Origin of the sequence: Microtetraspora malaysiensis, from assembly GCF_001528665.1 — a bacterium.
Taxonomy (GTDB): Bacteria; Actinomycetota; Actinomycetes; order Streptosporangiales; family Streptosporangiaceae; genus Microtetraspora_A; species Microtetraspora_A malaysiensis.
In genome coordinates, this window is sequence record NZ_BBYJ01000004.1 from 39,341 (window position 1) to 59,342 (window position 20,002).

Genomic DNA, 20,002 nt, shown 5'->3' on the forward strand with positions numbered 1-20,002 from the left:
CCGTCAGAGGGCGGGCTTCTTCGAGCTGTACAGCCAGGCGTCGAACAGGGGGTCGAGGTCCTTCCCGGACATCTCCTCGGCGAGGTCGATGAAGTCCCGGGTGACGACGGTCGCGTGACGGTTGCGCTCCGCCCAGGTCTTCAGGAGCGAGAAGAACGTCTCGTCGCCGATCTTCTTGCGCAGCGCGTGCAGGGTCATCGCCCCGCGCTGGTAGACGGCCTCCCAGTCGAACATGTTCTTCATGCCCGGGTCGCCGGTCTTGATCTTCCAGAACCCGCTCTTGTTCTTGTAGAGGCCCGCAAACGTCTTCTGCGCCGAGGGGCCGCCGTGCTGCTCCTCGTACAGCCACTCCGCGTAGCTGGCGAAGCCCTCGTTGAGCCAGATGTCCTTCCAGCTCCGCAGGCCGACGCTGTTGCCGAACCACTGGTGGGCCAGCTCGTGCACGACCTCCAGGTCGTTCGACGGGCCGCCGTCGTAGACCGGCCGTCCCTGGGTCTCCAGCGCGTACTGGACGTTGACCTTGTCGCCGATCCCTCCCGTTGAGGCGAAGGGGTAGTCGCCGAAGAGCTTCGACCCCCACCCGACGACCTTGGCCGTGGTCCGGTGCAGGTGCTTCGACTTCTTCGCCACCGACGGGTCGTAGGCGGTGATGTTCAGCACGCCGCCCACGGTGCTCTCGGTGACCTTGAACTTGCCGATCGCCACCGTGGCCAGATAGGTGGCCATCGGCTCCTTCATCTCCCACTTCACCGTGGTCCAGCCGCCGCGTACGGACGAGATGCCGGAGTGCTTGGGCTCGCCGTTCGCGAGGACCGTCACCCCCACCGGAGTCGTGACGGTGAACGTGTACGTCGCCTTGTCCGCCGGGCTGTCGTTGGCCGGGAACCAGCTCCGCGCGCCGTCCGGCTGCGAGAGGACGACCGCGCCGTCCTTGGTGTTGATCCAGCCCTCCTTGCCGAGCGCCTTGTCGTTGATGGCGCGCGGCTTGCCGGCATAGGACACCTTGACGGTGAACTTCTCGCCCGAGGGCAGGCCGCTCGCCGGGGTCACCACGAGCTCCTGGCCCTTGCGCGTGTACGCGGCCTTCTTGCCGTTCACCTCCACCTTCTTGATCTTCGGACCGGAGAAGTCGAGGTTGAAGCGGGACAGGCCCTGGACGGCCGTGGCGGTGATCGTCGTCGTGGCGCTCAGCTTGCGGGTCTTCGGGCTGAACCGCAGCGCGATGTCGTAGTGCGCCACGTCGTACCCGCCGTTGCCCGCGTGCGGGAAGTACGGGTCGCCGATCCCGGACGAGCCGGGGGTGAACGTGTCCGCGTGCGCCGCGGTGGGGGCGATCAGGGCCAGGCCGGCCGCGGCGGCGATCGCCGCGAGAGGGGATCTTCTGTGCAGCATGCGCCCTATGGTGCTATATGGCGGTACCTCTTGGTCACATAGCGACCAAGCCACGTTCTCCGGACGCCCGAACCGCTCTGTCAGCGCTGGTCCAGGACGCCGGCGATCTCGGCGAGGAACGCGTCCACGTCGGCGATGGCGTAGCCCGTCTTGAAGACGACCGTGGCGAACGTCGCCTTCCTGATCTCTTCTGCCGTCACCGGCCGGTCGGCGGTGCCGCGCAGGGTCGCCACCACACGATCGAGGAACGCGTCGACCTCGTCCTCGACGTAGCCCATGCCGAGCCGTCCCGGCCGGAACGCCACCCGCTCGACGCGCTCCACCTGGAGCGCGAAATCCCCGTCGCCGGGAGCGGCGGGGATCGCCTCCGGGATTTCCCCGTCGGCGGCGGCCGCATCGGACGACACGACATCGGACGACGCGACGTCGGCGGTCGTGTCCACCGGACTCGCCCCGCCCACGGCCCCCGCGTCCCCGGGCTCCGTTTCCGTGGAGACAGGCTCCGTTTCCACAGGCACGGGGGTCGTTTCCGCGACCACAGGGGCCGTTTCCACGGACACTGGCTCCGTCTCCGCAGGCACCGGGTCCGTTTCCGCAGGCACCGGGTCCGTGCTCGCGGCCTCCGTGCCGGCGAGGGCCGGATCGGAGGACGGGCGATCTGGACGCGTCTCCGGATCACCGGAGCGGTCCGCGCCGTCGCTGTGCGCGGGACGGCCCGAAAGCGCCTCCACGGCGACGATGAAGGCGTCGAGCGCGAAGTCGACCGCCGTCTCGTTGTAGCCGCCGCGCTTGACCCGGAAGACCGCCGACCGGATCTCGTCCGCCGATATCGGCGGGCCGTCCAGATCGGTACGGCCCAGCGTGCCCTCGATCCGCCGGACGAGCTCGTCCACCTGGCCGGGGTCATAACCCAGACGAACTCCCCTGACACGTGGAAAGCGGTTCACGCATGTCCTCCCGGGGTCCGGCACGCCAAACCCTGTCCATTGTGGACGTACCGGGAAGGCCGCGCGAGCCGGGATAGGCTGCGAACCCTATGCGCGTCTCAAATCTGTCCTTCCGATATCGGCGGAGGGCTCCCTGGGTGCTCTCCAACGTGGATCTGGCCTTCGCGCGCGGAGATGTGACCGAGATCGTGGGACGCAACGGGGCGGGCAAATCCACACTCCTGCGGTTACTGGCCGGGCTGCTGCGTCCCGTCGACGGCACGATCTCCGAGCGCCCGGACGTCGTCGGCTACGCCCCCGAGCGTTTCCCCGTGGACCAGCCGTTCACCGTGGCGGACTATCTGCGGCACATGGCGCGCATCCGCCGAACCGACCCCGGCGCGGTGCAGACGTGGGCCGAACGGCTCGGCATGGACCATCTCCTGGGCCATCGGCTGGCCGACCTGTCCAAGGGCAGCGCGCACAAGGTCGGGCTGGCCCAGGCGCTGCTCGGCGGGCCGGGGCTGCTCATCCTCGACGAGCCGTTCGCCGGCCTGGACGCGGCGACCCGCGCGGAGCTCCCCCTGATCATCCGCGAGGTGGCGGAGCGCGGTGGCCTGGTGGTCGTCAGCGACCACCAGGGCGACCTGCGCGGCTTTCCCGATCTGCGTCGCATCGAGGTGGGCGGGACCACGGCCCGCGAGGTCGCTCCCGAGGTCGCGGGGGCGGAGCCGGACGATCCGGCGGACTCCGGTCCCCCCGAGGCCGTGACGATCCTTGAGGTCGTCGTCACGCTCTCCCGGGCCCGCGAGCTGGCAGACCGCCTGCGCGGAGAGGGTCACACGGTACGGATCTCAGAGGCGGAGGTGGCGGAGTGATCGCCCTGACCCGGTTCCGGCTCGCCGCCTACGTACGCTCCCATCGGGCGTTCCAGCCGCTCATCGGCCTGCTGGTCCTCCTGGCGATCCTGTACGGGGCCCCGCTGCCCCCCGGCGCTGAGCTGGGAGCCATGGCCGACTCGGCCGCCATCCTGATCCCGGTCTTCGCCTGGGCGGCCCGCGGGCTCCTGGACAACGAGCCGGACGAACAGCGGATGATCGCCATCACGGCCGTCGGCCGCCGCGAGGCCGTCGTCGGGCTCGGCGCGGCGTGGATCTTCAACGCCGGGCTGGCGGCGATCTCGTTCGCCGTGCTCACCCTGCGCCTGTCGGCCCGGCCGGAGGTCGCCGCGGTGCTGGCGGGCATCGGACTGCACCTGATCGCCATCCTGGTCGGCACCACGCTGGGCGCGCTGACGAGCCGTCCCGTCCTCAGCTCGCCGGCGGCATCGACCCTGGCGCTGCTCCTCGGTTATCTCGCGGTGCTGCTGCTCAGCCTGACCGGGCTGCCCTGGCTCACGGTCCCGCTCATGCTGTGGATGCGGGAGGCACACCAGGGCGAACTGCTCGCCCACTTCCCCGCTCTCGCCGCGTGGTCGCTGCTGTGGCCGCTGATCGGCCTCGCCGCGTACGGCAGGCTGCGCCGTACGCGGCCCTGACGGGCCTCGGGACCGGGGTCAGGCCTCGGGAGCGGCGGCGGCGAGCTGCCCGCAGGCGCCGTCGATCTCGCGTCCGCGGGTGTCGCGCACGGTGACCGCCACCCCGTGGAACTCCAGCCTGCGGACGAACGCGCGCTCGTCCTCGGGGCGGGAGGCGGTCCACTTCGAGCCCGGCGTCGGGTTCAGCGGGATGAGGTTGACGTGCACGAGCTTGCCCTTGAGCAGCCGGCCGAGCAGGTCGGCCCGCCACTCCTGGTCGTTGACGTCCTTGATCAGCGCGTATTCGATGGACACCCGGCGCTTGGTCTTGGCGGCGTACTCCCAGGCCGCGCCGAGCACCTCGGCGACCTTCCATCTGGTGTTGATCGGCACCAGGGTGTCGCGCAGCTCGTCGTCGGGAGCGTGCAGGGACACCGCGAGCGTGACGGGGAGTCCCTCGCCCGCCAGCTTCTCGATCGCCGGCACCAGGCCCACGGTCGAGACGGTGATGCCGCGCGCGGAGATGCCGAGCCCTTCCGGTGAGGGGTCGACGAACCGGCGGACCGCGCCGATGACGGCCTTGTAGTTCGCCATCGGCTCGCCCATGCCCATGAAGACGATGTTGCTCACCCGTCCGGGGCCGCCGGGCACCTCGCCCGCCGCGAGCTCGCGGGCTCCGGCGACGACCTGCTCGACGATCTCGGCGGTGGACATGTTCCGGGTGAGGCCCGCCTGCCCGGTGGCGCAGAACGGGCAGTTCATGCCGCATCCGGCCTGGGACGAGACGCACATCGTGGCGCGGTCGGGATAGCGCATGAGCACCGACTCGACCAGCGAGCCGTCGAACAGCCGCCACAGCGTCTTGCGGGTCGTGCCCCCGTCACAGGTGATCTCGCGTACGGGGGTCAGCAGCGACGGCATGAGCTGGGACACCAGCCGCTCGCGGACACCTCCCGGCAGGTCGGTCATCTGCTCGGGCGACGCGGTCAGCTTGGCGAAGTAGTGCCGGGAGAGCTGGTCGGCGCGGAACGGCTTCTCGCCCAGTTCGGCGACCGCGGCGCGGCGCTCGGCCATGGTCATGTCGGCCAGATGGCGCTGCGGCTTGGCGCGGCGCGGTGCCACGAGGGTGAGCTGGGCGGCGTTCCTGCTCTGCGGCTCGCTCACGCGGTCACTTCCGATCTCTCGTTCGTCTCGTCCGCCGGACCCCGGGCGACCCGCGGGGACCCCTCGGGGCGTACGGCACGGCGGCCCCGGCCAGGACGCCGGGCGACGCCTCGGGATGCTCCCGTCAGGGGGAGGCCGCGTGCGGAACGGCCGTCGCCGGGCGTCCTCGTAGCTTACCTGCGGGGGTGACGCGGAACCGCCGGGCGGATCTCCGTCAGGCGGGGACGAACAGCTGCAGCAGCAGCCATATGGGGACCAGCGTGAAGAGCAGCGAGTCGAGCCGGTCCATCACGCCGCCATGGCCGGGCAGCAACGTGCCCATGTCCTTGATGCCGAGGTCCCGCTTGATCACGGACTCGATCAGGTCGCCCAGGGTGGCGCAGACCACCGCCACCGCGCCCAGCACCGCGCCCTGCCAGTACGCCCCGTCGATCAGGAAGTGGACGAGCAGCGCACCCACCACCACGCAGGCGATGGCGGAGCCGGCGAAGCCCTCCCAGGTCTTCTTCGGGCTGACGACCGGCGACATCTTGTGCTTGCCGAAGAGAATTCCCGCGAAATATCCCCCGATATCACTGCTGATCGTGACAGCGATGAAGATGATCACGCGGTGCGGGCCGTCCTCCGGGACGAGCAGCAGCGGAACGAACCCGGCCAGCAACGACGGATAGACGGCGACGAACACGCTGCCGGTGGCGTCGCGGACATAGCCGTCGATGCCCTGGAACATGCGCCAGACCAGCAGCACCATCACGGTCACCGCGAAAGCGCCGACGAGGGACACCGGCCCGCCCCAGTACGCGCCACCCAGCATGGCGACCGTACCGGCGAGCAGCGGGATGAGCGGAACGCGCACGTCGCGGACGGCGAGTGTCCGGACCAGCTCGTGGACGCCCAGCCCCACGGCCGCCGCGAGCACGACGAGGAAGACCACCTTGACGACGTACAGCGAGCCGATGACCAGCGCGCCGAGCGCCAGGCCGACCGCGACCGCGACCGGCAGGTTGCGCCCGGTGCGGCCGCCGCCCGGTGCGGGCGCGGATCCGCTGGGCGAGCCGCCGGGAGACCCGTTCCGCGGCGTGTTCCGACCGTCGCTGGAGGAGGCGCTCATGTCCTCGGCCGATCCTCGGTCGCCAGCAGCCGTTCCGTCCAACGCGTTCTACTCCCTATACACGTGATCCCTGTGCCGCGCTGTTCGCGGGAACAGCACGGCACAAGGATCACGGCTGTGCCCAGGCGATGCCTAGACTTCCAGCAGTTCGGCTTCCTTGTGCTTCAGCAGCTCGTCGATCTTGGCGACGTGCTTCTGGGTCAGGTCGTCGAGCTCCTTCACCGCGCGGTGGACCTCGTCCTCACCGGCCTCGCCGTCCTTGACCAGCTTGTCGAGGACTTCCTTGGCGTGGCGGCGGATGTTCCGCACGGAGACCCTGCTGTTCTCGGCCTTGTTCCGGGCGACCTTGATGTACTCCTTGCGGCGGTCCTCCGACAGCTCGGGGAACACGACGCGGATCACGGCGCCGTCGTTGCCGGGGTTGACACCGAGGTCGCTGTCCCGGATGGCCTTCTCGATCGAGGTCATCGCGCCCTTGTCGTAGGGCTGGATGAGGACCATGCGGGCCTCGGGAACGTGGAACGACGCGAGCTGCTGGATCGGGGTCGGCGATCCGTAGTAGTCCACGTTGATCTTGTTGAACATCGAGGGCGCGACACGGCCGGTGCGGATGCCCGCGAAGTCTTCCTTGGCGACCGTTACCGCCTTGTCCATCTTCTCCTCGGCCTCGAGGAGGGTTTCGTCGATCACAGCGGCTCCCTATTTCCCTGCCGGACTCACCAGCGTGCCGATCTTCTCACCGCGGACCGCCCGCAGGATGTTCCCGTCGCCCATCAGGTCGAAGACCACGATGGGCAGGCCGTTGTCCATGCACAGGCTGATCGCGGTGGCGTCCATGACTCCGAGCCCCCGCGTCAGCACCTCGCCGTATTCGAGCTGGTCGAACCGGACGGCGTCGGGGTTCTTGCGCGGGTCGGAGTCGTACACTCCGTCAACCTGGGTGCCCTTGAGCAGCGCCTCGGCGCCGACCTCCAGGGCGCGCTGCGCGGCGCAGGTGTCCGTGGAGAAGAACGGGGACCCGAGTCCGGCGCCGAAGATGACCACTCGGCCCTTCTCAAGGTGCCGGATCGCGCGGCGCGGCAGGAACGGCTCGGCGACCTGCTGCATCGTGATCGCCGTCTGCACGCGGGTGTCGATGCCGCGCTTCTCCAGGAAGTCCTGCAGAGCGAGACAGTTGATCACGGTGCCGAGCATGCCCATGTAGTCGGCCCGGCCGCGGTCGATGCCGCGCTCCGACAGGGCCGCGCCCCGGAACATGTTGCCCCCGCCGACGACCACCGCGACCTGGACGCCCTCGCGGACGGCCTCGGCGATGGAGTCGGCGAGCTGGGCGACCACGGCCGGATCGATTCCGAGAGACTCGCTTCCGGCGAACGCCTCACCTGACAGCTTCAGCATCACCCGCTTCCAGCGCAACGGGCCGTGCTGCGACGAAGCCGCCGGCGTAGCGGGTTGAATGTTCTCCTGCACGACGGCGGCCTCCTCGATGGTTCTGCGGGTCAATTAGCTCCTGGCTTTTCTGGGTCGTGTCCCTAGCCTAAGCCTGGCCGACCTTGTAGCGGGTGAAGGCCAGGACCTTCACGCCCGCCTCATCGGCGTACTTGCCCACGCTCTTCTTGTTGTCCTTCACGAACGCCTGCTGCAGCAGGGTGAAGTCCTTGTACCAGCCGTTGACCCGGCCATCGACGATCTTGGCGATGGCGGCCTCGGGCTTGCCCTCCTCGCGGGTCATCTCCTCGAAGAGCGCGCGCTCCTTGGCGATGACGTCGGCCGGAACCTCGTCCGGGCTGAGGAACTTGGGAGCCATCGCGGCAGCGTGCTGGGCGATGTCCTTGGCCACGTCCGCGTTCGGGGCGTCGAGCTGGACGAGCACGCCAACCGCCGGCGGGAGCTGCGGGTCGGTCTTGTGCATGTAGGCGCCGACGTAGCCGCCATCCAGCACCGAGAAGCGACGGATCTCGATCTTCTCGCCGAGCGCGGCGTTGGCCTCGTCGAGCAGCTCCTTGACGCTCTTGCCGCTCAGCTCCGACTCGAGCAGGGTCGGGACGTCACTCGGCCGGGTGGCGAGGATGTGCGCGACGACCTCGGCGGCGAGCTCCTGGAAGCGCTCACCCTTGGCCACGAAGTCGGTCTCGCAGTTGAGCTCAAGCAGAGCGGCGGCGGTGTCGCCCTCCTGCTTGAGGGCGACGAGCCCGTTGGAGGCGGTGCGGGCCTCGCGCTTGCCGACATCCTTGGCGCCCTTGAGGCGCAGGATCTCGACGGCGCGATCGAAGTCGCCCTCGGACTCCTCGAGCGCCTTCTTGCAGTCCATCATGCCGGCGGCGGTCAGCTCGCGAAGCCGCTTGACGTCGGCCATGTTCACGGAAGCCATGTTTTTTCCTCTTCGGAACCCTGATGGGAAGTCGTTCCTGATCCCAGAGTCGGCGTGAGATCAGTTGTCTCGTGGACGGGGTGGGCGCGTCCGTCGGACACGCCCACCCTGTGGAGCCTTCGGCGCCGTACGGCGGGGCCGTACCGAGCCGGAACTAGGCCTGCTGCTCGCCCTCGGCCGGGGCCTCGGCGGCCGGAGCCTCAGCGGCGGCCTCGGCCGGAGCCTCAGCGGCCGGAGCCTCGGCGGCCGGGGTCTCGGCGGCCGGGGTCTCGGCGGCCGGGGTCTCGGCGGCGGCCTCGGCCGGAGCCTCGGCGCTCTCACCGGAGCCGGCGAGGAGCTCGCGCTCCCACTCGGCCAGCGGCTCGGCAGCGGCGACGCCCGCCGGCTTCTCGTCACCGCGGCCGGCGCCGGCGCGGGTCATGAGGCCGTCGGCGACCGCGTCGGCGATGACGCGGGTGAGGAGGCTGACGGCGCGGATGGCGTCGTCGTTACCCGGGATCGGGTAGTCGACCTCGTCGGGGTCGCAGTTGGTGTCCAGGATCGCGACGACCGGGATGCCAAGCTTCTTGGCCTCGCTGATCGCGATGTGCTCCTTCTTGGTGTCCACGATCCAGATGGCGCTGGGGACGCGGGCCATGTCCCGGATGCCGCCGAGCGTGCGCTCCAGCTTCTCCTTCTCACGACGGCGCATCAGGAGCTCCTTCTTGGTGAGCCCCGAGCTGGCCACGTTGTCGAAGTCGAGCTCCTCGAGCTCCTTCAGACGCTGAAGCCTCTTGTGCACGGTGGAGAAGTTGGTGAGCATGCCGCCGAGCCAGCGCTGGTTCACGTACGGCATGCCGACGCGCGAGGCCTGCTCGGCGATGGACTCCTGAGCCTGCTTCTTCGTGCCGATGAACATGATGGAGCCGCCGTGCGCGACGGTCTCCTTCACGAAGTCGTACGCCCGGTCGATGAACGAGAGCGACTTCTGCAGGTCGATGATGTAGATGCCGTTGCGCTCGGTGAAGATGAAGCGCTTCATCTTCGGGTTCCACCGACGGGTCTGGTGGCCGAAGTGAACGCCGCTCTCGAGCAGCTGTCGCATGGTTACGACAGGAGCCATGGTGATGGTCCTCCAGAACTCGGTTCCGTGCGGGAGCCCAACCGCCCCCGCCCTGACGCCCTGAGTCGTTCCAGCCGGAAGAACCGGACCGATGGGACAACTCATGAATGGGCGTGCGTATTCGGCCCGCATGCCGCAGGCCGTCGAACAGTCTACCTGGATCCGTCCCTTCGGATGACCGGGGACTTGACCGTCCCGAACACCGTCACCCTGGGCGATCGCGAGCGAATCGCCCCTCGCGCGACCGGCTCTGCGACAGGGGCGCGAGCACCCGTTCCCGCGTGTCAGGAGGGCTCCTGACCCTCCTCGCCGCCGGGGGGCGGGGCGGCCTGCGACGGCTGCCTGCGGGGCGCTCTGGGGAACATCCGGAGGTGGAGCTCCGCGAGCCGGGCGCCGGCCGGCGCGTCCTCGGCGGAGCGCTCGGCCACGCGGTAGGGATCGATCAACGCGTTGATCCGCTCCGCGAGCTCCCGCAGCTCTTCGGCGTCCACCCGCAGCACCGCGTGGGTGAGCCAGGCGGCGGTCCTCCACTCCGGAGGCTCGCGGTCCGACTGGGCGAAGTAGTCGCCGAGCCGCTGGTTCGCCTCCGCCAGGACCGCGTCGATCACGGCGTTCTGCGCCTCGACGAGATCGGGGGTCTCCTGGTCCGACGACTTGAACCCCCAGCCGGGCTGGAGCGCCCGCCAGACGCGCTCTCTGCCGTCCCCCCGCGGAGGCGCGTCGGCGACCAGCCCGTGCTTGGCCAGTTGCCGCAGGTGGTAGCTGCAGGCGCTCGGGGACAGCCCGGCGACCTCAGCGCACTCGGTCGCGGTGGCGGGGCCCTCCGTCTGAAGCCGACTCAGGATGGCCAGCCGCGCGGGATGCGCCAGCGCCCGCAACACACGGACATCGGTGACCTGCCGGGACCCCTCCGGCCATGAGCTCGCCATGCCTTCGAACCTACCGCCCCGGATGATATGAAGTATTGCTTTCACAGTTATGAAGTATTACCTTCATAGTTGTGACGACTCCCCTGATCCCCCTCCGCCGTCAACGGGACTACCGGCTCCTCTGGTCCGCCCGCGCCATTTCCGAGACCGGGAGCGAGATCGCCAAGCTGGCCGTACCGCTCACGGCCGCCGTGACGCTGGACGCGTCCCCGATCCAGATGGGCGTGCTCGCAGCCTCCTCGACGTTCCCGTTCCTGCTGGTCGGCCTGCCGTCCGGCGCGATGGCGGATCGCGTGGCCCGCCGCAGGCCCGTGATGGTCGCCTGCGAGCTGCTCTCCGGCCTCGCGGCGCTGTCGGTGCCGCTCGCCTGGCTCGCCGGGCTGCTGACCATCCCCTGGCTGATCGCCGTCGCGTTCACGATCGGCATGTGCACGGTGGTGTTCCGCACCTTCAACACGCCGCACCTCGCCACCGTGGTCGCCGAACCGCAGCGGACCGCGGCCATCGCGGGATTCCAGTCGGTCTTCTCCGTCGCCCAGATGGGCGGGCCCGGTCTGGCGGGCATGCTGGTCGCCCTGCTCACCGCGCCCGTCGCGGTCGTGGTCAACGCGGTCACGTTCCTGGTGTCCGCCGTCTGCCTGCGGGCCATCCGGACGCCTGAGAACGGCGCCGCGGCCGTGAAGCGCGGGCTGGGCCGGGAGATCGGCGAGGGCCTGCGCGTCCTGGTGCACCACCCCATCCTGCGCGCGCTCTGCCTCACCGGCATGATCGTGAACGTGCTCGGCGCGGCCCAGATGGCCCTTTTCGTCCTCTTCGCGGTGAACATCCTGGGACTGCCCGCGCCTCTGGTCGGGGTCGCGGCGATCGGCTTCGGCGTGGGCGGCCTGATCGGCGCCATGCTCGCACCCCGGCTGACCGCCAGGTTCGGCGAGAACAAGGTGCTCCTCGGCTCCGTGCTCTTCTTCCCTCTCGGGTTCGCCGCGACGGCGGGGGCCGGCGGCCCGCTCTGGCTCGCCATCTGCCAGATCTCCGGAGCCGAGGTGATCACCGGTGTGGCCGTCGTGGCCTACAGCGTGTGCTCCGGCTCGGTCACCATGCGGGAGGCGCCCGACGGGCTGCTCGGCCGGGTCAACGCCACGACGAACTTCGCCACCCAGGGAGTGATGGCCCTCGGCGGCATTCTCGGAGGCGTGCTCGGTGAGCTGCTCGGCCTGCGTCCCGCACTCTGGATCTGCGCGGCCGGATCGCTGCTCTGCATCGTCAGCCTGTGGCTGTCGCCCATTCGGCGGGGTGCTCGCCGGGCCGCGGCGGAGGACTCGCCCAGTACGGCTCCGCACCGTCAATCCGACCCGGAGGCCGCACGTACGTGAGCCGGCCGAACGCGCTGTCCACGCTCTCCAGGAGATCGCCCACCCCGAACCCCGGATCGCCGCCGGCGGACTCGGCGCGGTCGGTCCTGCCGAGTCCGTCCAGCCACCGCGCGGTCCGGGCGAGAGACAGCTCCACCCGCCAGGAACCCCCCTCGCCTCCACGGCGGAGCAACCCGGCCACGGCGCCGAAGGCGGCCAGGTACCCGGTGGCGTGGTCGAGCGCCTGGCACGGCAGAGAAGACGGGCGGGTCCCGTCGCCACCCTCGTGGGCGATGCCGGACACCATCTGAACCAGGCTGTCGAACCCCCTGCGCCGCCCCCACGGGCCGCGCGATCCGTACGCGGAGAGCTCGACGCACACCACGCCCGGCCGCAGCCCGGCGAGCCCCTCCGGCCCGAACCCCCGCTCGGCCAGTGAGCCGGGACGGTACGCCTGGATGACCACGTCGGCCCGCCGTACCAGCTCGCGCAGCGTGTCCGCCTCAGCCCGCAGATCGATGTGGCAGGACCGCTTCCCGAACGCGGTCTCCACCACCAGCCCGGGCACCTCGGGCAGGTGCCCGGCCCCGACGCGAAGCACCTCCGCGCCGTGCGCCGCCAGGATCCGCGCCGCGACCGGACCCGCGATCACCCTGCTCAGGTCGAGCACCCGTACTCCGTCCAGGGGCCGGCCGCCCGCGCGTGCGGTCCCGACCGGAGACGGCCCCGCGGAATCGAGGCGCGAGAGCGCCACCAGCGGCGTACCGGCCACCGTTTCGGCCTGCGGGTGGGCCAGCCACTCCTTCCGGCTGCGCATGGCGGCCGCGCACCCGCCCTCGCGGATCACCGCGTCCTCGATCTCCACGCTCGTACGGCTCTCGCAGGCCCGGGAGACCGCGTCCCGGTCAGCGTCAGGCGGGAGTCCCAGCGCCCGGAGCACGGCCTCCCGATGGTGGTCGAAGTTGCAGTGCAGCCGGACCCAGCCGCCGGACGTCCGGTAGTCGCCCGACAGGGGCGCCCACAGGCCGATCTTCTCGCCGTCGATCCGGAAGCACCGCTCGCTCATGAACGCGGCGACGGCGTGCCGCACGTCGACGCTCACCTCCGGCGGTGTCCGTTCCGGCGCCTCGTGCCGCGTGCCGTACCGCGCCACCGCGGCGGTGACCGCCCCCACGCTCACGGCGGCGGCCGTGGCGACGCGGAACACCGACGGCAGGCGGGGCTCCACCCCCGTGATCCGCACATCGGGAAGGTCGACTCCGACCTCCTCGCCGAGGCTTTCGATCAGCTTTTCCGTCACCTGACCCCCTCCTGGCCGTCCGTGACAGTTTCCTCCCTGCTTCCTCCCTGCTTCCTCCCGGCGCGAGGCCGTCGTCGTCGCCCGCCGAGCGGCACGTGGGAGGATTTGCCGCGCGTGGTGACCATTCCTGACGGAGGACGAGCGTTCATGCGCGACGAGAAGATCAGTGACTTCCTGGCCCGGCTCGCCGACCGCGTACCGGCTCCCGGCGGCGGGGCGGTCGCCGCCCTGCACGCCGCACACGCCGCCGCCCTGCTGGGGATGGTGGCCCGCTACAGCACGGGTGAGAAGTACGCCGACCACCGGGCGACCGTTGAACGCGTCATCGCCGAGACGGACAGCCTGCGGAACGCGGCGCTGCGGCTCTCCGGGGAGGACGCGGCCGCGTTCACCGCCGTCACCCACGCGTACAAGCTGCCAACGGACACCGACGAGGCGAAAGCCGCCAGGTCCGCCGCCATCGCGGCGGCCCTGATCGAAGCGGGCCGGCCGCCGGCCGAGGTGATCGGCATCGCCCGGGCGGTCGTCGAGCTGGCCGAGGAGCTGCTCCCGATCGGCAACCGCAACGTCGTCACCGACATCGCCGCCGCCGCGGAGGCGGCGCGGGCGGCGGCGGCCACCGCCCGGGTGAACGTCGAGATCAACCTCAGCGGCATCAAGGACGAGACGGCGCGGGCGGAGTTGGCGGCCCAGGCCGCCACGGTCGACGACATCGCCCTCCGCGCCGACCGGGTGACCGCCACCGTGCGCGAAGAGATCGCGAAGTGACCGCCGCCGTCCTCTCCGGCAGGGAACTCGCCGCCGCGATCAGGTCCGAGACCACGGCCGAGGCCGCGCGACTGAGCGCCGCCGGGACCGCGCCGACGCTCGCCGTCGTCGTCGCCACCGCCGACGAGTCCAGCGCCTGGTACGTCCGCTCGATCGCGCGTGCCGCCGAACAGGTGGGCATCACCTGCGACATCGTGGACCTCGGCCAGGAGGCGACCGGCCCGGAGATCCGCCGCACGCTCGACGCCCTCAGCGCCGACGATCGCGTCCACGGCATCATCCTGCAGACCCCCCTGCCGCCGGGAGTCGACGCCCAGGAGATGGCGCTCGCGATCCGCTTCGACAAGGACGTGGACGGCGCCAACCCCCTCTCCCTGGGGCGGCTGGCCGCCGGTCTGCCCGCGTTCGCCCCGGCGACGGCCGAAGCCGTCGTACGGATCCTGGAGCATCACGGGGTCGACCTGGCCGGCCGGCACGTGGCTGTGGTGGGCCGCTCCACCGTGGTGGGCAAACCCGCCGCCCATCTGTTGCTGGACCGGAACGCCACGGTGACCGTGTGCCATTCTCGTACGAGGGATCTCGCGGCGGTCACCTCCGCGGCCGACGTAGTGGTGGCCGCGGCCGGCCGGATCGGGCTGATCACGGCCGACCACGTCGCGCCGGGCGCCGTGGTCGTCGACGTGGGCACCAACCCCACCGAGGACGGCGGGCTGGTCGGGGACGTGGACGCCGCCTCCGCCGGCGAGAAGGCCGGGGCGCTGACACCGGTGCCGGGTGGCGTGGGGCCGGTGACGACCGCTCTCCTGCTGGCGCACACCGTCCAGGCCGCGAGCGCCCTGCGACGGGCTTGACGCGCTCCCCGGACGGGCCGTTGTCCACTCGACGAGCCGTTGTCCACAGGCCGAGGAGTTTCCACAGATCGGCCTAGCCGCCCTCGGCGCCCGGCCCGGATGAGCGAACGTCTGGGACCGGAGGTGGTCCCATGGCGGCCAAAGACGAACTGGGCAGGCAGGGCGAAGAGCTCGCCGCGGAGTTTCTGAGATCCAGGGGCTTTTCCGTCCTCGCCCGCAACTGGCGGTGCAAGGCCGGCGAGATCGACATCGTGGCGCGGGACGGCCGCGCGCTGGTCGTCGTCGAGGTCAAGACTCGCTCAGGGCGCAGCCACGGCACGGCCTATGAAGCGATCGGCCAGGCGAAACTCCACCGCCTGCGGGCACTCGCCGCCCGCTGGCTGGCCGAGCAGGACGAGCGTTTCGAATCCGTACGGGTTGACGTGATCGCCCTGGAGCGGTTCGCCGGCGACTTCGCCATCCGGCACGAGCGCGGGGTGGTCTGACATGGCCGTGGCACGCACCCGGTGCGTCACACTGATCGGCGTCACCGGGCACATGGTCGAGGTCGAGGCGGACGTCGGCCGCGGGCTGGCGGGAACGCATCTCATCGGCCTGCTGGACACCGCCATCAGCGAGGCCCGTGACCGGGTCAGGTCCGCCCTGCTCAACAGCCGTTTCGGGTGGCCGGACGCGCGGATCACCGTCAGCCTGTCCCCCGCCAGCCTCCCCAAACGAGGCTCGATCTTCGACCTCGCCATCGCGATCGCCGTACTCGGCGCCGCGGGGGCGGTCCCCGCGCACCGCATCGCCCAGCCGTTCTTCCTCGGCGAGCTGGGACTGGACGGCAGGGTCCGCCCGGTGCGCGGCGTGCTCCCCGCCGCCCTGGCCGCGGCGCGGGCCGGCGCCCGCACGATCGTCGTGCCCGCGCTGAACGCGACCGAGGCGGCGCTCGTCCCCGAGCTCACCGTGGTGCCCGCGGAGAGCCTGGCCGAGCTGGTGGAGCGGCTCCGCGAGGACGAGCCGCGCCGGCTGCCGGTGGCGATCGCGGGGCCCTCGCCGGCGCCCGGCGACGCGCCGCGCGCGGGCGAGAGCGACGGCGAAGACGGCCGTCCCCGTCTCGACCTCCGCGACGTCGCGGGCCAGGCCACCGGGCGCAAGGCGCTGGAGGTGTGCGCGGCCGGCGGTCACAACCTGTGGATGCTCGGCCCTCCCGGCACCGGCAAGACCATGCTGGCCGAGCGGCTGCCGACGCTCCTCCCGCCTCTGGAGCGCGCGCAGGCGCTGGAGGTCACGGCGATCCACTCCGTGGCGGGCACGCTGCCGCCCGACCGGCCGTTGCTTGACCGGCCACCCTTCGTGGCGCCGCACCACACCGCCACGGTCGCGGCCGTCGTGGGCGGAGGCAGCGGTCTCGTACGGCCCGGCGCGGTGTCCCTCGCCCACCAGGGGGTCCTCTTCCTGGACGAGGCGCCGGAGTTCTCGACCGGCGTCCTCGACTCGCTGCGCCAGCCTCTCGAGTCCGGCCAGGTGACGGTGGCCCGCGCGGCCGGCACGGTGACGTTCCCCGCCCAGTTCATGCTCGTACTCGCCGCCAACCCGTGTCCCTGCGGCGCGGCGGGCATGCCCGGCCACCGCTGCCGCTGCACGCCCACCGCACGCAGGCGCTATCTGGCCAGGCTCTCGGGTCCACTGCTCGACCGGATCGACGTGAAGGTGCGGGTCGCCCGCGCCACCCGCGCCGAGCTGATGGCGGACCGGCATGTCGCCGAGTCGAGCACGACCGTCGCCGAGCGAGTGCGGTCGGCGCGCGAGCGGGCGCTCAACCGCCTGGCGGGCACGCCCTGGCGCAACAACGCGGAGGTCGGCTCGGCGGCGCTGCACACCGACTTCCGGCTGCCCGTCAGTGCGCTCACCCCCCTGCACAGGGGCCTCGATCTCGGCACGCTGAGCGCTCGCGGTGTCGATCGAGTCCTCCGGGTGGCCTGGACGATCGCCGATCTGGCGGGCAAGGACCGCCCCGACGAGTCCGACACGTCGGCCGCTCTCGCGATGTGGCTGGGGGCGGACTGATGGTCGCCGACCTCGCCCACGACGTCCGGACGGACGACGTCCCGGAAGCGGAGCTCCTGGCCCGCGTCGCCATCATGCGGATGGCCGAGCCCGGCGATCAGGTGATGGGCAGGCTGATCGCGCGCTACGGCGCCGTGGCGGCGGCGGATCAGGCACGCCGCGGCGTCCTCGCCGCCGAGTTCGTCTCTGAGGAGATCAACCGTGCCCGGGCCGCGGGCCGTCCGCCCGCGCTGGATCGGCTCGCCGCGTCGTGGGCGGCCCGCTACGCCGACCCCGTTCGCGACCTCGCCGAAGGGCGCGAGCAGGGCGCCCGGTTGGTCGTTCCCGGCGATCCGGAGTGGCCCACCCAGCTCGACGACCTCGGCGACCGCCGCCCGTACGGGCTGTGGCTCCACGGCACGGTCAACCTGCGGTTCGCCTGCCTTCGCTCCGTCGCCATCGTCGGGGCCCGGGCGGCCACGGCGTACGGCGTGCAGGTGGCGTCCGAGCTGGCCTCCGGGCTCGGAGACAGGCGGTGGACCGTGATCAGCGGCGGTGCGTACGGCATCGACGCGGCGGCCCATCGTGGCGCGCTGGCGAGCGGGATGCCGACCGTCGTCGTCCTCGCCTGCGGCACGGACGTCTGCTACCCCACGGCCCATCAGGACCTGTTCCAGGTGGTGCGGTCCCAGGGCGTGGTGGTCAGCGAGGTCACCATGGGCTCCCGTCCGACGCGGCCGCGCTTCCTGGTCAGAAACCGTCTGATCGCCGCGCTGTCCCGGGGCACCGTGGTGGTTCAGGCGGCCGTCCGCAGCGGGGCGCTGAACACCGCGACCCACGCCAACGAGTTGAACCGGCATCTGATGGCGGTCCCCGGGCCGATCACCGTGGAGGTGTCCGAGGGCTGCCACGATCTCATCCGGCAGGGACGCGCCGTGTGCGTGACCTCGGTGCAGGAGATCACCGAACTCGTCGGGGCCATCGGCGGCGACCTCGCCCTCGTACGGCGCGGCCCCGCCCATCCACGAGATGCGCTGAACGACGAGACCAGGCGGGTGCTGGAAGCGGTTCCCACCCGCGTGGGCACCGGCCCCGCGGCGATCGCGGTCTCCGCGGGAGTGGACCTCTCCACCACGTTGAGCTGCCTCGGCGCGCTCGCCGTCGCCGGTTTCGTGGAACACGGCGACCGCGGTTGGCGGCTGCGCCACGAACCGGACGGATGAATCAGGTGACCGAGATCACGGACGGGGCGGCTGTCTACCATGAGCCGCATGGCCGACGGCGCGAGATCCGGTGCTCTCCCCAGCCCGAGCGGGGCGTTCGAGAGCGTGCTTGCCGAGTTCGAACGGCACCTGCGGGTGGAGCGGGACCTCTCCCCGCACACCGTTCGCGCGTACATGGGGGATGTCACCGCGTTGCTCGGACATCTCCGCGCGACAGGACACGACTCGCTCGACGCTCTGGACATCACCGTCCTTCGCGAGTGGCTCGGCGGGCAGCATCAGGCCGGGCGCTCGCGAGCGACGCTGGCACGTCGCTCCGCCTGCGCGCGCGTCTTCACCGCCTTCTGCCATCGCCGTGGCTGGACGGCGACCGACCCCGGCCTGCTCCTGGGCACGGCCAAGTCGCCCCGTCGCCTGCCCGTCGTCCTCGATCAGGACGAGGCCAGGGCGCTGCTGGACCGGAACGACGCGACCCGGGGACGGCTGTCCTCGCCCACCGAGACACCGCCGGCCGCTTCCCCACCCGCCACAGCCCCCGGCGGCGCCCACGTCCCCGCGTCCGTGGAGCCGGCCGCCGACGAGTCGGTGCCTGTCCTGGGGGTCCGCCGCACTGGCAACCGCGAAGATCGCGGGACGCCGCAGGCGGAGCGAACCGGGACGCGCCGAGCCGTCGACGGTCCCAAAGAGCTGCGGGACATCGCGATGCTCGAACTGCTCTACGCCACGGGCATGCGGGTCGGCGAGCTGTGCGGACTCGATGTGGACGACGTGGACCGCGGCCGCAACACCGTGTGTGTCCTCGGCAAGGGACGCAAGGAGCGGGTCGTACCGTTCGGCCTGCCCGCCCTCCGCGCCCTGGACGCCTGGTGCGTACGCGGGAGGCCGTCGCTGCTCCGCGAGGGCAGCGGACCCGCCCTGTTCCTCGGAGCGCGCGGCGGCCGGATCGACCAGGGCACTGTCCGGAGGGTCGTGCACGCTCGACTCGCCGAGCTCGAGGACGCCCCCGACATGGGACCGCACGGACTGCGGCACACCGCCGCCACCCACCTCCTGGAGGGCGGAGCGGACCTGCGCACCGTCCAGGAGATGCTCGGCCACGCGTCCCTGGCCACCACCCAGATCTACACGCACGTCTCGATCGAACGGCTGCGCAAGGTCTACCGGCAGGCCCACCCCCGCGCCTGACTGCCGGCGACTACGCCATCGATATCCGCGTTGTCCACAGAACGCGGTTCGGCTGGACAGGGCAGCACATGCCGATGCCACGCTGCTTCCATGCGCCTACTGACCGTGATGACGACCCTTCTCCTGTGGGCACCGTCGTCCTCATCGCCGTCATGGCCACCTTGGTCACCATGGCCACGGCCACTGACATGGTCGCGGGCACTGTGGTCGCGGGCACCATCCTCATCCGCACCGTGGCCGCCCTCATGGTCATCGTGGTCACGGCCGCCGGGGTCGGCCTCGGCTCGCGACGTGGGAGACCCGCCCCGGTGGCGGTGGCCGCTGTCGGGCCGCCCCGTTCTGGTCCGGCGGTTCCAGCCACCCCCGGAACGGTGGCTGGCCGGGCATCGCGGGGTGGACATCCAGGCCCTGCCCGGCGAGACGGTCCGTTCCGCCGGTCCAGGCGTTGTCGGATACGCCGGCGAACTGGCCGGGCGCGGAGTCGTGACCGTGATCCACCCGGACGGGTTACGAACCACGTACCTGCCTGTCCGAGCCTCGGTCCGCCCTGGCCAGGCCGTGGAAAGCGGCACCCCGTTGGGCGTCGCCGAGAATCTTCCCGGCCATTGCCCGGTCCCCTGCCTGCACTGGGGCCTGCTGCGCGGGAGCGCCTACCTGGACCCCCTCCTGCTGCTCGGACTCGGCCAGGTTCGCCTGCTACCGACCGCGGATCGGGCCGCCGCATGAGGCCTCAGGCGACGCAGGAGCCGCCCGCGTGCGGGGCCGTGGCCGCACCCTGTGCGGG

20 protein-coding genes are annotated in these 20,002 nt (G+C 71.4%); 10 read left to right on the forward strand and 10 right to left on the reverse strand.

The window, feature by feature from the left end; all coding sequences use genetic code 11:
• Positions 1-3 precede the first annotated feature (3 nt).
• On the reverse strand, positions 4-1,392 hold the full coding sequence (locus tag AWQ71_RS00190) for a M1 family metallopeptidase (RefSeq protein ID WP_067124616.1): 1,389 nt from the start codon (positions 1,390-1,392) through the stop codon (positions 4-6).
• Positions 1,393-1,472: 80 nt separating this feature from the next.
• Positions 1,473-2,339 (reverse strand): DivIVA domain-containing protein, encoded by an 867-nt coding sequence (locus AWQ71_RS00195; protein ID WP_157570117.1) that lies wholly within the window; start codon positions 2,337-2,339, stop codon positions 1,473-1,475.
• Positions 2,340-2,476: 137 nt separating this feature from the next.
• Between AWQ71_RS00195 and AWQ71_RS00200 the strand changes: the two genes are divergently transcribed.
• Together AWQ71_RS00200 and AWQ71_RS00205 are read left to right on the forward strand one after the other, a co-directional pair.
• Entirely contained in the window at positions 2,477-3,196 is a 720-nt protein-coding gene (locus tag AWQ71_RS00200; protein WP_245658038.1) for an ABC transporter ATP-binding protein, read from the forward strand.
• Entirely contained in the window at positions 3,193-3,855 is a 663-nt protein-coding gene (locus AWQ71_RS00205; protein ID WP_067124625.1) for a hypothetical protein, read from the forward strand. Before AWQ71_RS00200 ends, AWQ71_RS00205 begins: the two co-directional genes overlap by 4 nt.
• Positions 3,856-3,873: 18 nt before the next feature.
• Here AWQ71_RS00205 and rlmN read toward each other — a convergent pair whose 3' ends face one another.
• The 7 genes from rlmN to AWQ71_RS00240 all read right to left on the reverse strand — a co-directional run bounded on the left by rlmN (position 3,874) and on the right by AWQ71_RS00240 (position 10,511).
• The gene (rlmN, locus tag AWQ71_RS00210; RefSeq protein ID WP_067124628.1) at positions 3,874-4,998 is read right to left on the reverse strand and encodes a dual-specificity RNA methyltransferase RlmN; all 1,125 of its coding nucleotides are present in this window, start codon (positions 4,996-4,998) and stop codon (positions 3,874-3,876) included.
• Positions 4,999-5,212: 214 nt separating this feature from the next.
• Positions 5,213-6,109 carry a phosphatidate cytidylyltransferase gene (locus AWQ71_RS00215; protein WP_084258237.1) on the reverse strand — a complete coding sequence of 299 codons (897 nt, stop codon included), beginning with the start codon at positions 6,107-6,109 and terminating at the stop codon, positions 5,213-5,215.
• A gap of 132 nt (positions 6,110-6,241) precedes the next feature.
• Positions 6,242-6,799, reverse strand: a complete 558-nt coding sequence (gene frr, locus AWQ71_RS00220) for a ribosome recycling factor (RefSeq protein ID WP_067124630.1) — start codon at positions 6,797-6,799, stop codon at positions 6,242-6,244.
• A gap of 9 nt (positions 6,800-6,808) precedes the next feature.
• Complete coding sequence (gene pyrH, locus AWQ71_RS00225; RefSeq protein ID WP_067125921.1) at positions 6,809-7,507, reverse strand: UMP kinase; 699 nt, start codon at positions 7,505-7,507, stop codon at positions 6,809-6,811.
• A gap of 139 nt (positions 7,508-7,646) precedes the next feature.
• Positions 7,647-8,480, reverse strand: coding sequence for a translation elongation factor Ts (gene tsf / locus AWQ71_RS00230; RefSeq protein ID WP_067124633.1), 834 nt, complete (start codon positions 8,478-8,480; stop codon positions 7,647-7,649).
• Between the two features lie 154 nt (positions 8,481-8,634).
• Positions 8,635-9,582, reverse strand: coding sequence for a 30S ribosomal protein S2 (rpsB, locus tag AWQ71_RS00235; RefSeq protein ID WP_067124635.1), 948 nt, complete (start codon positions 9,580-9,582; stop codon positions 8,635-8,637).
• Between the two features lie 284 nt (positions 9,583-9,866).
• Positions 9,867-10,511 carry a winged helix-turn-helix domain-containing protein gene (locus AWQ71_RS00240; protein WP_067124644.1) on the reverse strand — a complete coding sequence of 215 codons (645 nt, stop codon included), beginning with the start codon at positions 10,509-10,511 and terminating at the stop codon, positions 9,867-9,869.
• A gap of 71 nt (positions 10,512-10,582) precedes the next feature.
• On the opposite strand from AWQ71_RS00240, the gene AWQ71_RS00245 reads away from it, so the two are divergent.
• The gene (locus tag AWQ71_RS00245) at positions 10,583-11,881 is read left to right on the forward strand and encodes an MFS transporter (RefSeq protein ID WP_084258239.1); all 1,299 of its coding nucleotides are present in this window, start codon (positions 10,583-10,585) and stop codon (positions 11,879-11,881) included.
• Here the strand turns inward: AWQ71_RS00245 and AWQ71_RS39725 are convergent.
• On the reverse strand, positions 11,772-13,160 hold the full coding sequence (locus AWQ71_RS39725; RefSeq protein WP_084258241.1) for a CoA transferase: 1,389 nt from the start codon (positions 13,158-13,160) through the stop codon (positions 11,772-11,774). The two genes, AWQ71_RS00245 and AWQ71_RS39725, sit on opposite strands and share 110 nt — an antisense overlap.
• Positions 13,161-13,307: 147 nt before the next feature.
• On the opposite strand from AWQ71_RS39725, the gene AWQ71_RS00255 reads away from it, so the two are divergent.
• From AWQ71_RS00255 to AWQ71_RS00285, 7 genes are all read left to right on the forward strand, one after another.
• A complete protein-coding gene (locus AWQ71_RS00255) occupies positions 13,308-13,928 on the forward strand; it encodes a cyclodeaminase/cyclohydrolase family protein (protein WP_067124653.1) in 621 nt (206 codons plus the stop codon).
• Entirely contained in the window at positions 13,925-14,779 is an 855-nt protein-coding gene (locus AWQ71_RS00260) for a bifunctional 5,10-methylenetetrahydrofolate dehydrogenase/5,10-methenyltetrahydrofolate cyclohydrolase (RefSeq protein WP_067124660.1), read from the forward strand. Before AWQ71_RS00255 ends, AWQ71_RS00260 begins: the two co-directional genes overlap by 4 nt.
• A 131-nt stretch (positions 14,780-14,910) precedes the next feature.
• Positions 14,911-15,264 carry a YraN family protein gene (locus AWQ71_RS00265; RefSeq protein ID WP_067124663.1) on the forward strand — a complete coding sequence of 118 codons (354 nt, stop codon included), beginning with the start codon at positions 14,911-14,913 and terminating at the stop codon, positions 15,262-15,264.
• 1 nt (position 15,265) lies between these two features.
• Positions 15,266-16,831: a YifB family Mg chelatase-like AAA ATPase gene (locus AWQ71_RS00270; protein WP_067124666.1), complete on the forward strand. Its 1,566-nt coding sequence runs from the start codon at positions 15,266-15,268 to the stop codon at positions 16,829-16,831.
• Positions 16,831-18,033: a DNA-processing protein DprA gene (gene dprA, locus AWQ71_RS00275; protein WP_084258380.1), complete on the forward strand. Its 1,203-nt coding sequence runs from the start codon at positions 16,831-16,833 to the stop codon at positions 18,031-18,033. Before AWQ71_RS00270 ends, dprA begins: the two co-directional genes overlap by 1 nt.
• Positions 18,034-18,081: 48 nt before the next feature.
• Entirely contained in the window at positions 18,082-19,218 is a 1,137-nt protein-coding gene (locus AWQ71_RS44240; RefSeq protein WP_281194900.1) for a tyrosine recombinase XerC, read from the forward strand.
• 291 nt (positions 19,219-19,509) lie between these two features.
• Positions 19,510-19,944, forward strand: a complete 435-nt coding sequence (locus tag AWQ71_RS00285; protein ID WP_245658039.1) for a murein hydrolase activator EnvC family protein — start codon at positions 19,510-19,512, stop codon at positions 19,942-19,944.
• Positions 19,945-20,002 lie beyond the last annotated feature (58 nt).

Bases quoted from the DNA above. Each gene is read 5' to 3' on its own strand.
- AWQ71_RS00190 (WP_067124616.1), bottom strand. From the start codon at position 1,392: ATGCTGCACAGAAGATCCCCTCTCGCGGCGATCGCCGCCGCGGCCGGC.
- AWQ71_RS00215 (WP_084258237.1), bottom strand. From the start codon at position 6,109: ATGAGCGCCTCCTCCAGCGACGGTCGGAACACGCCGCGGAACGGGTCT.
- pyrH (WP_067125921.1), bottom strand. From the start codon at position 7,507: ATGCTGAAGCTGTCAGGTGAGGCGTTCGCCGGAAGCGAGTCTCTCGGA.
- tsf (WP_067124633.1), bottom strand. From the start codon at position 8,480: ATGGCTTCCGTGAACATGGCCGACGTCAAGCGGCTTCGCGAGCTGACC.
- rpsB (WP_067124635.1), bottom strand. From the start codon at position 9,582: ATGGCTCCTGTCGTAACCATGCGACAGCTGCTCGAGAGCGGCGTTCAC.
- AWQ71_RS00240 (WP_067124644.1), bottom strand. From the start codon at position 10,511: ATGGCGAGCTCATGGCCGGAGGGGTCCCGGCAGGTCACCGATGTCCGT.
- AWQ71_RS00255 (WP_067124653.1), top strand. From the start codon at position 13,308: ATGCGCGACGAGAAGATCAGTGACTTCCTGGCCCGGCTCGCCGACCGC.
- AWQ71_RS00265 (WP_067124663.1), top strand. From the start codon at position 14,911: ATGGCGGCCAAAGACGAACTGGGCAGGCAGGGCGAAGAGCTCGCCGCG.
- AWQ71_RS00270 (WP_067124666.1), top strand. From the start codon at position 15,266: ATGGCCGTGGCACGCACCCGGTGCGTCACACTGATCGGCGTCACCGGG.
- dprA (WP_084258380.1), top strand. From the start codon at position 16,831: ATGGTCGCCGACCTCGCCCACGACGTCCGGACGGACGACGTCCCGGAA.
- AWQ71_RS44240 (WP_281194900.1), top strand. From the start codon at position 18,082: ATGGCCGACGGCGCGAGATCCGGTGCTCTCCCCAGCCCGAGCGGGGCG.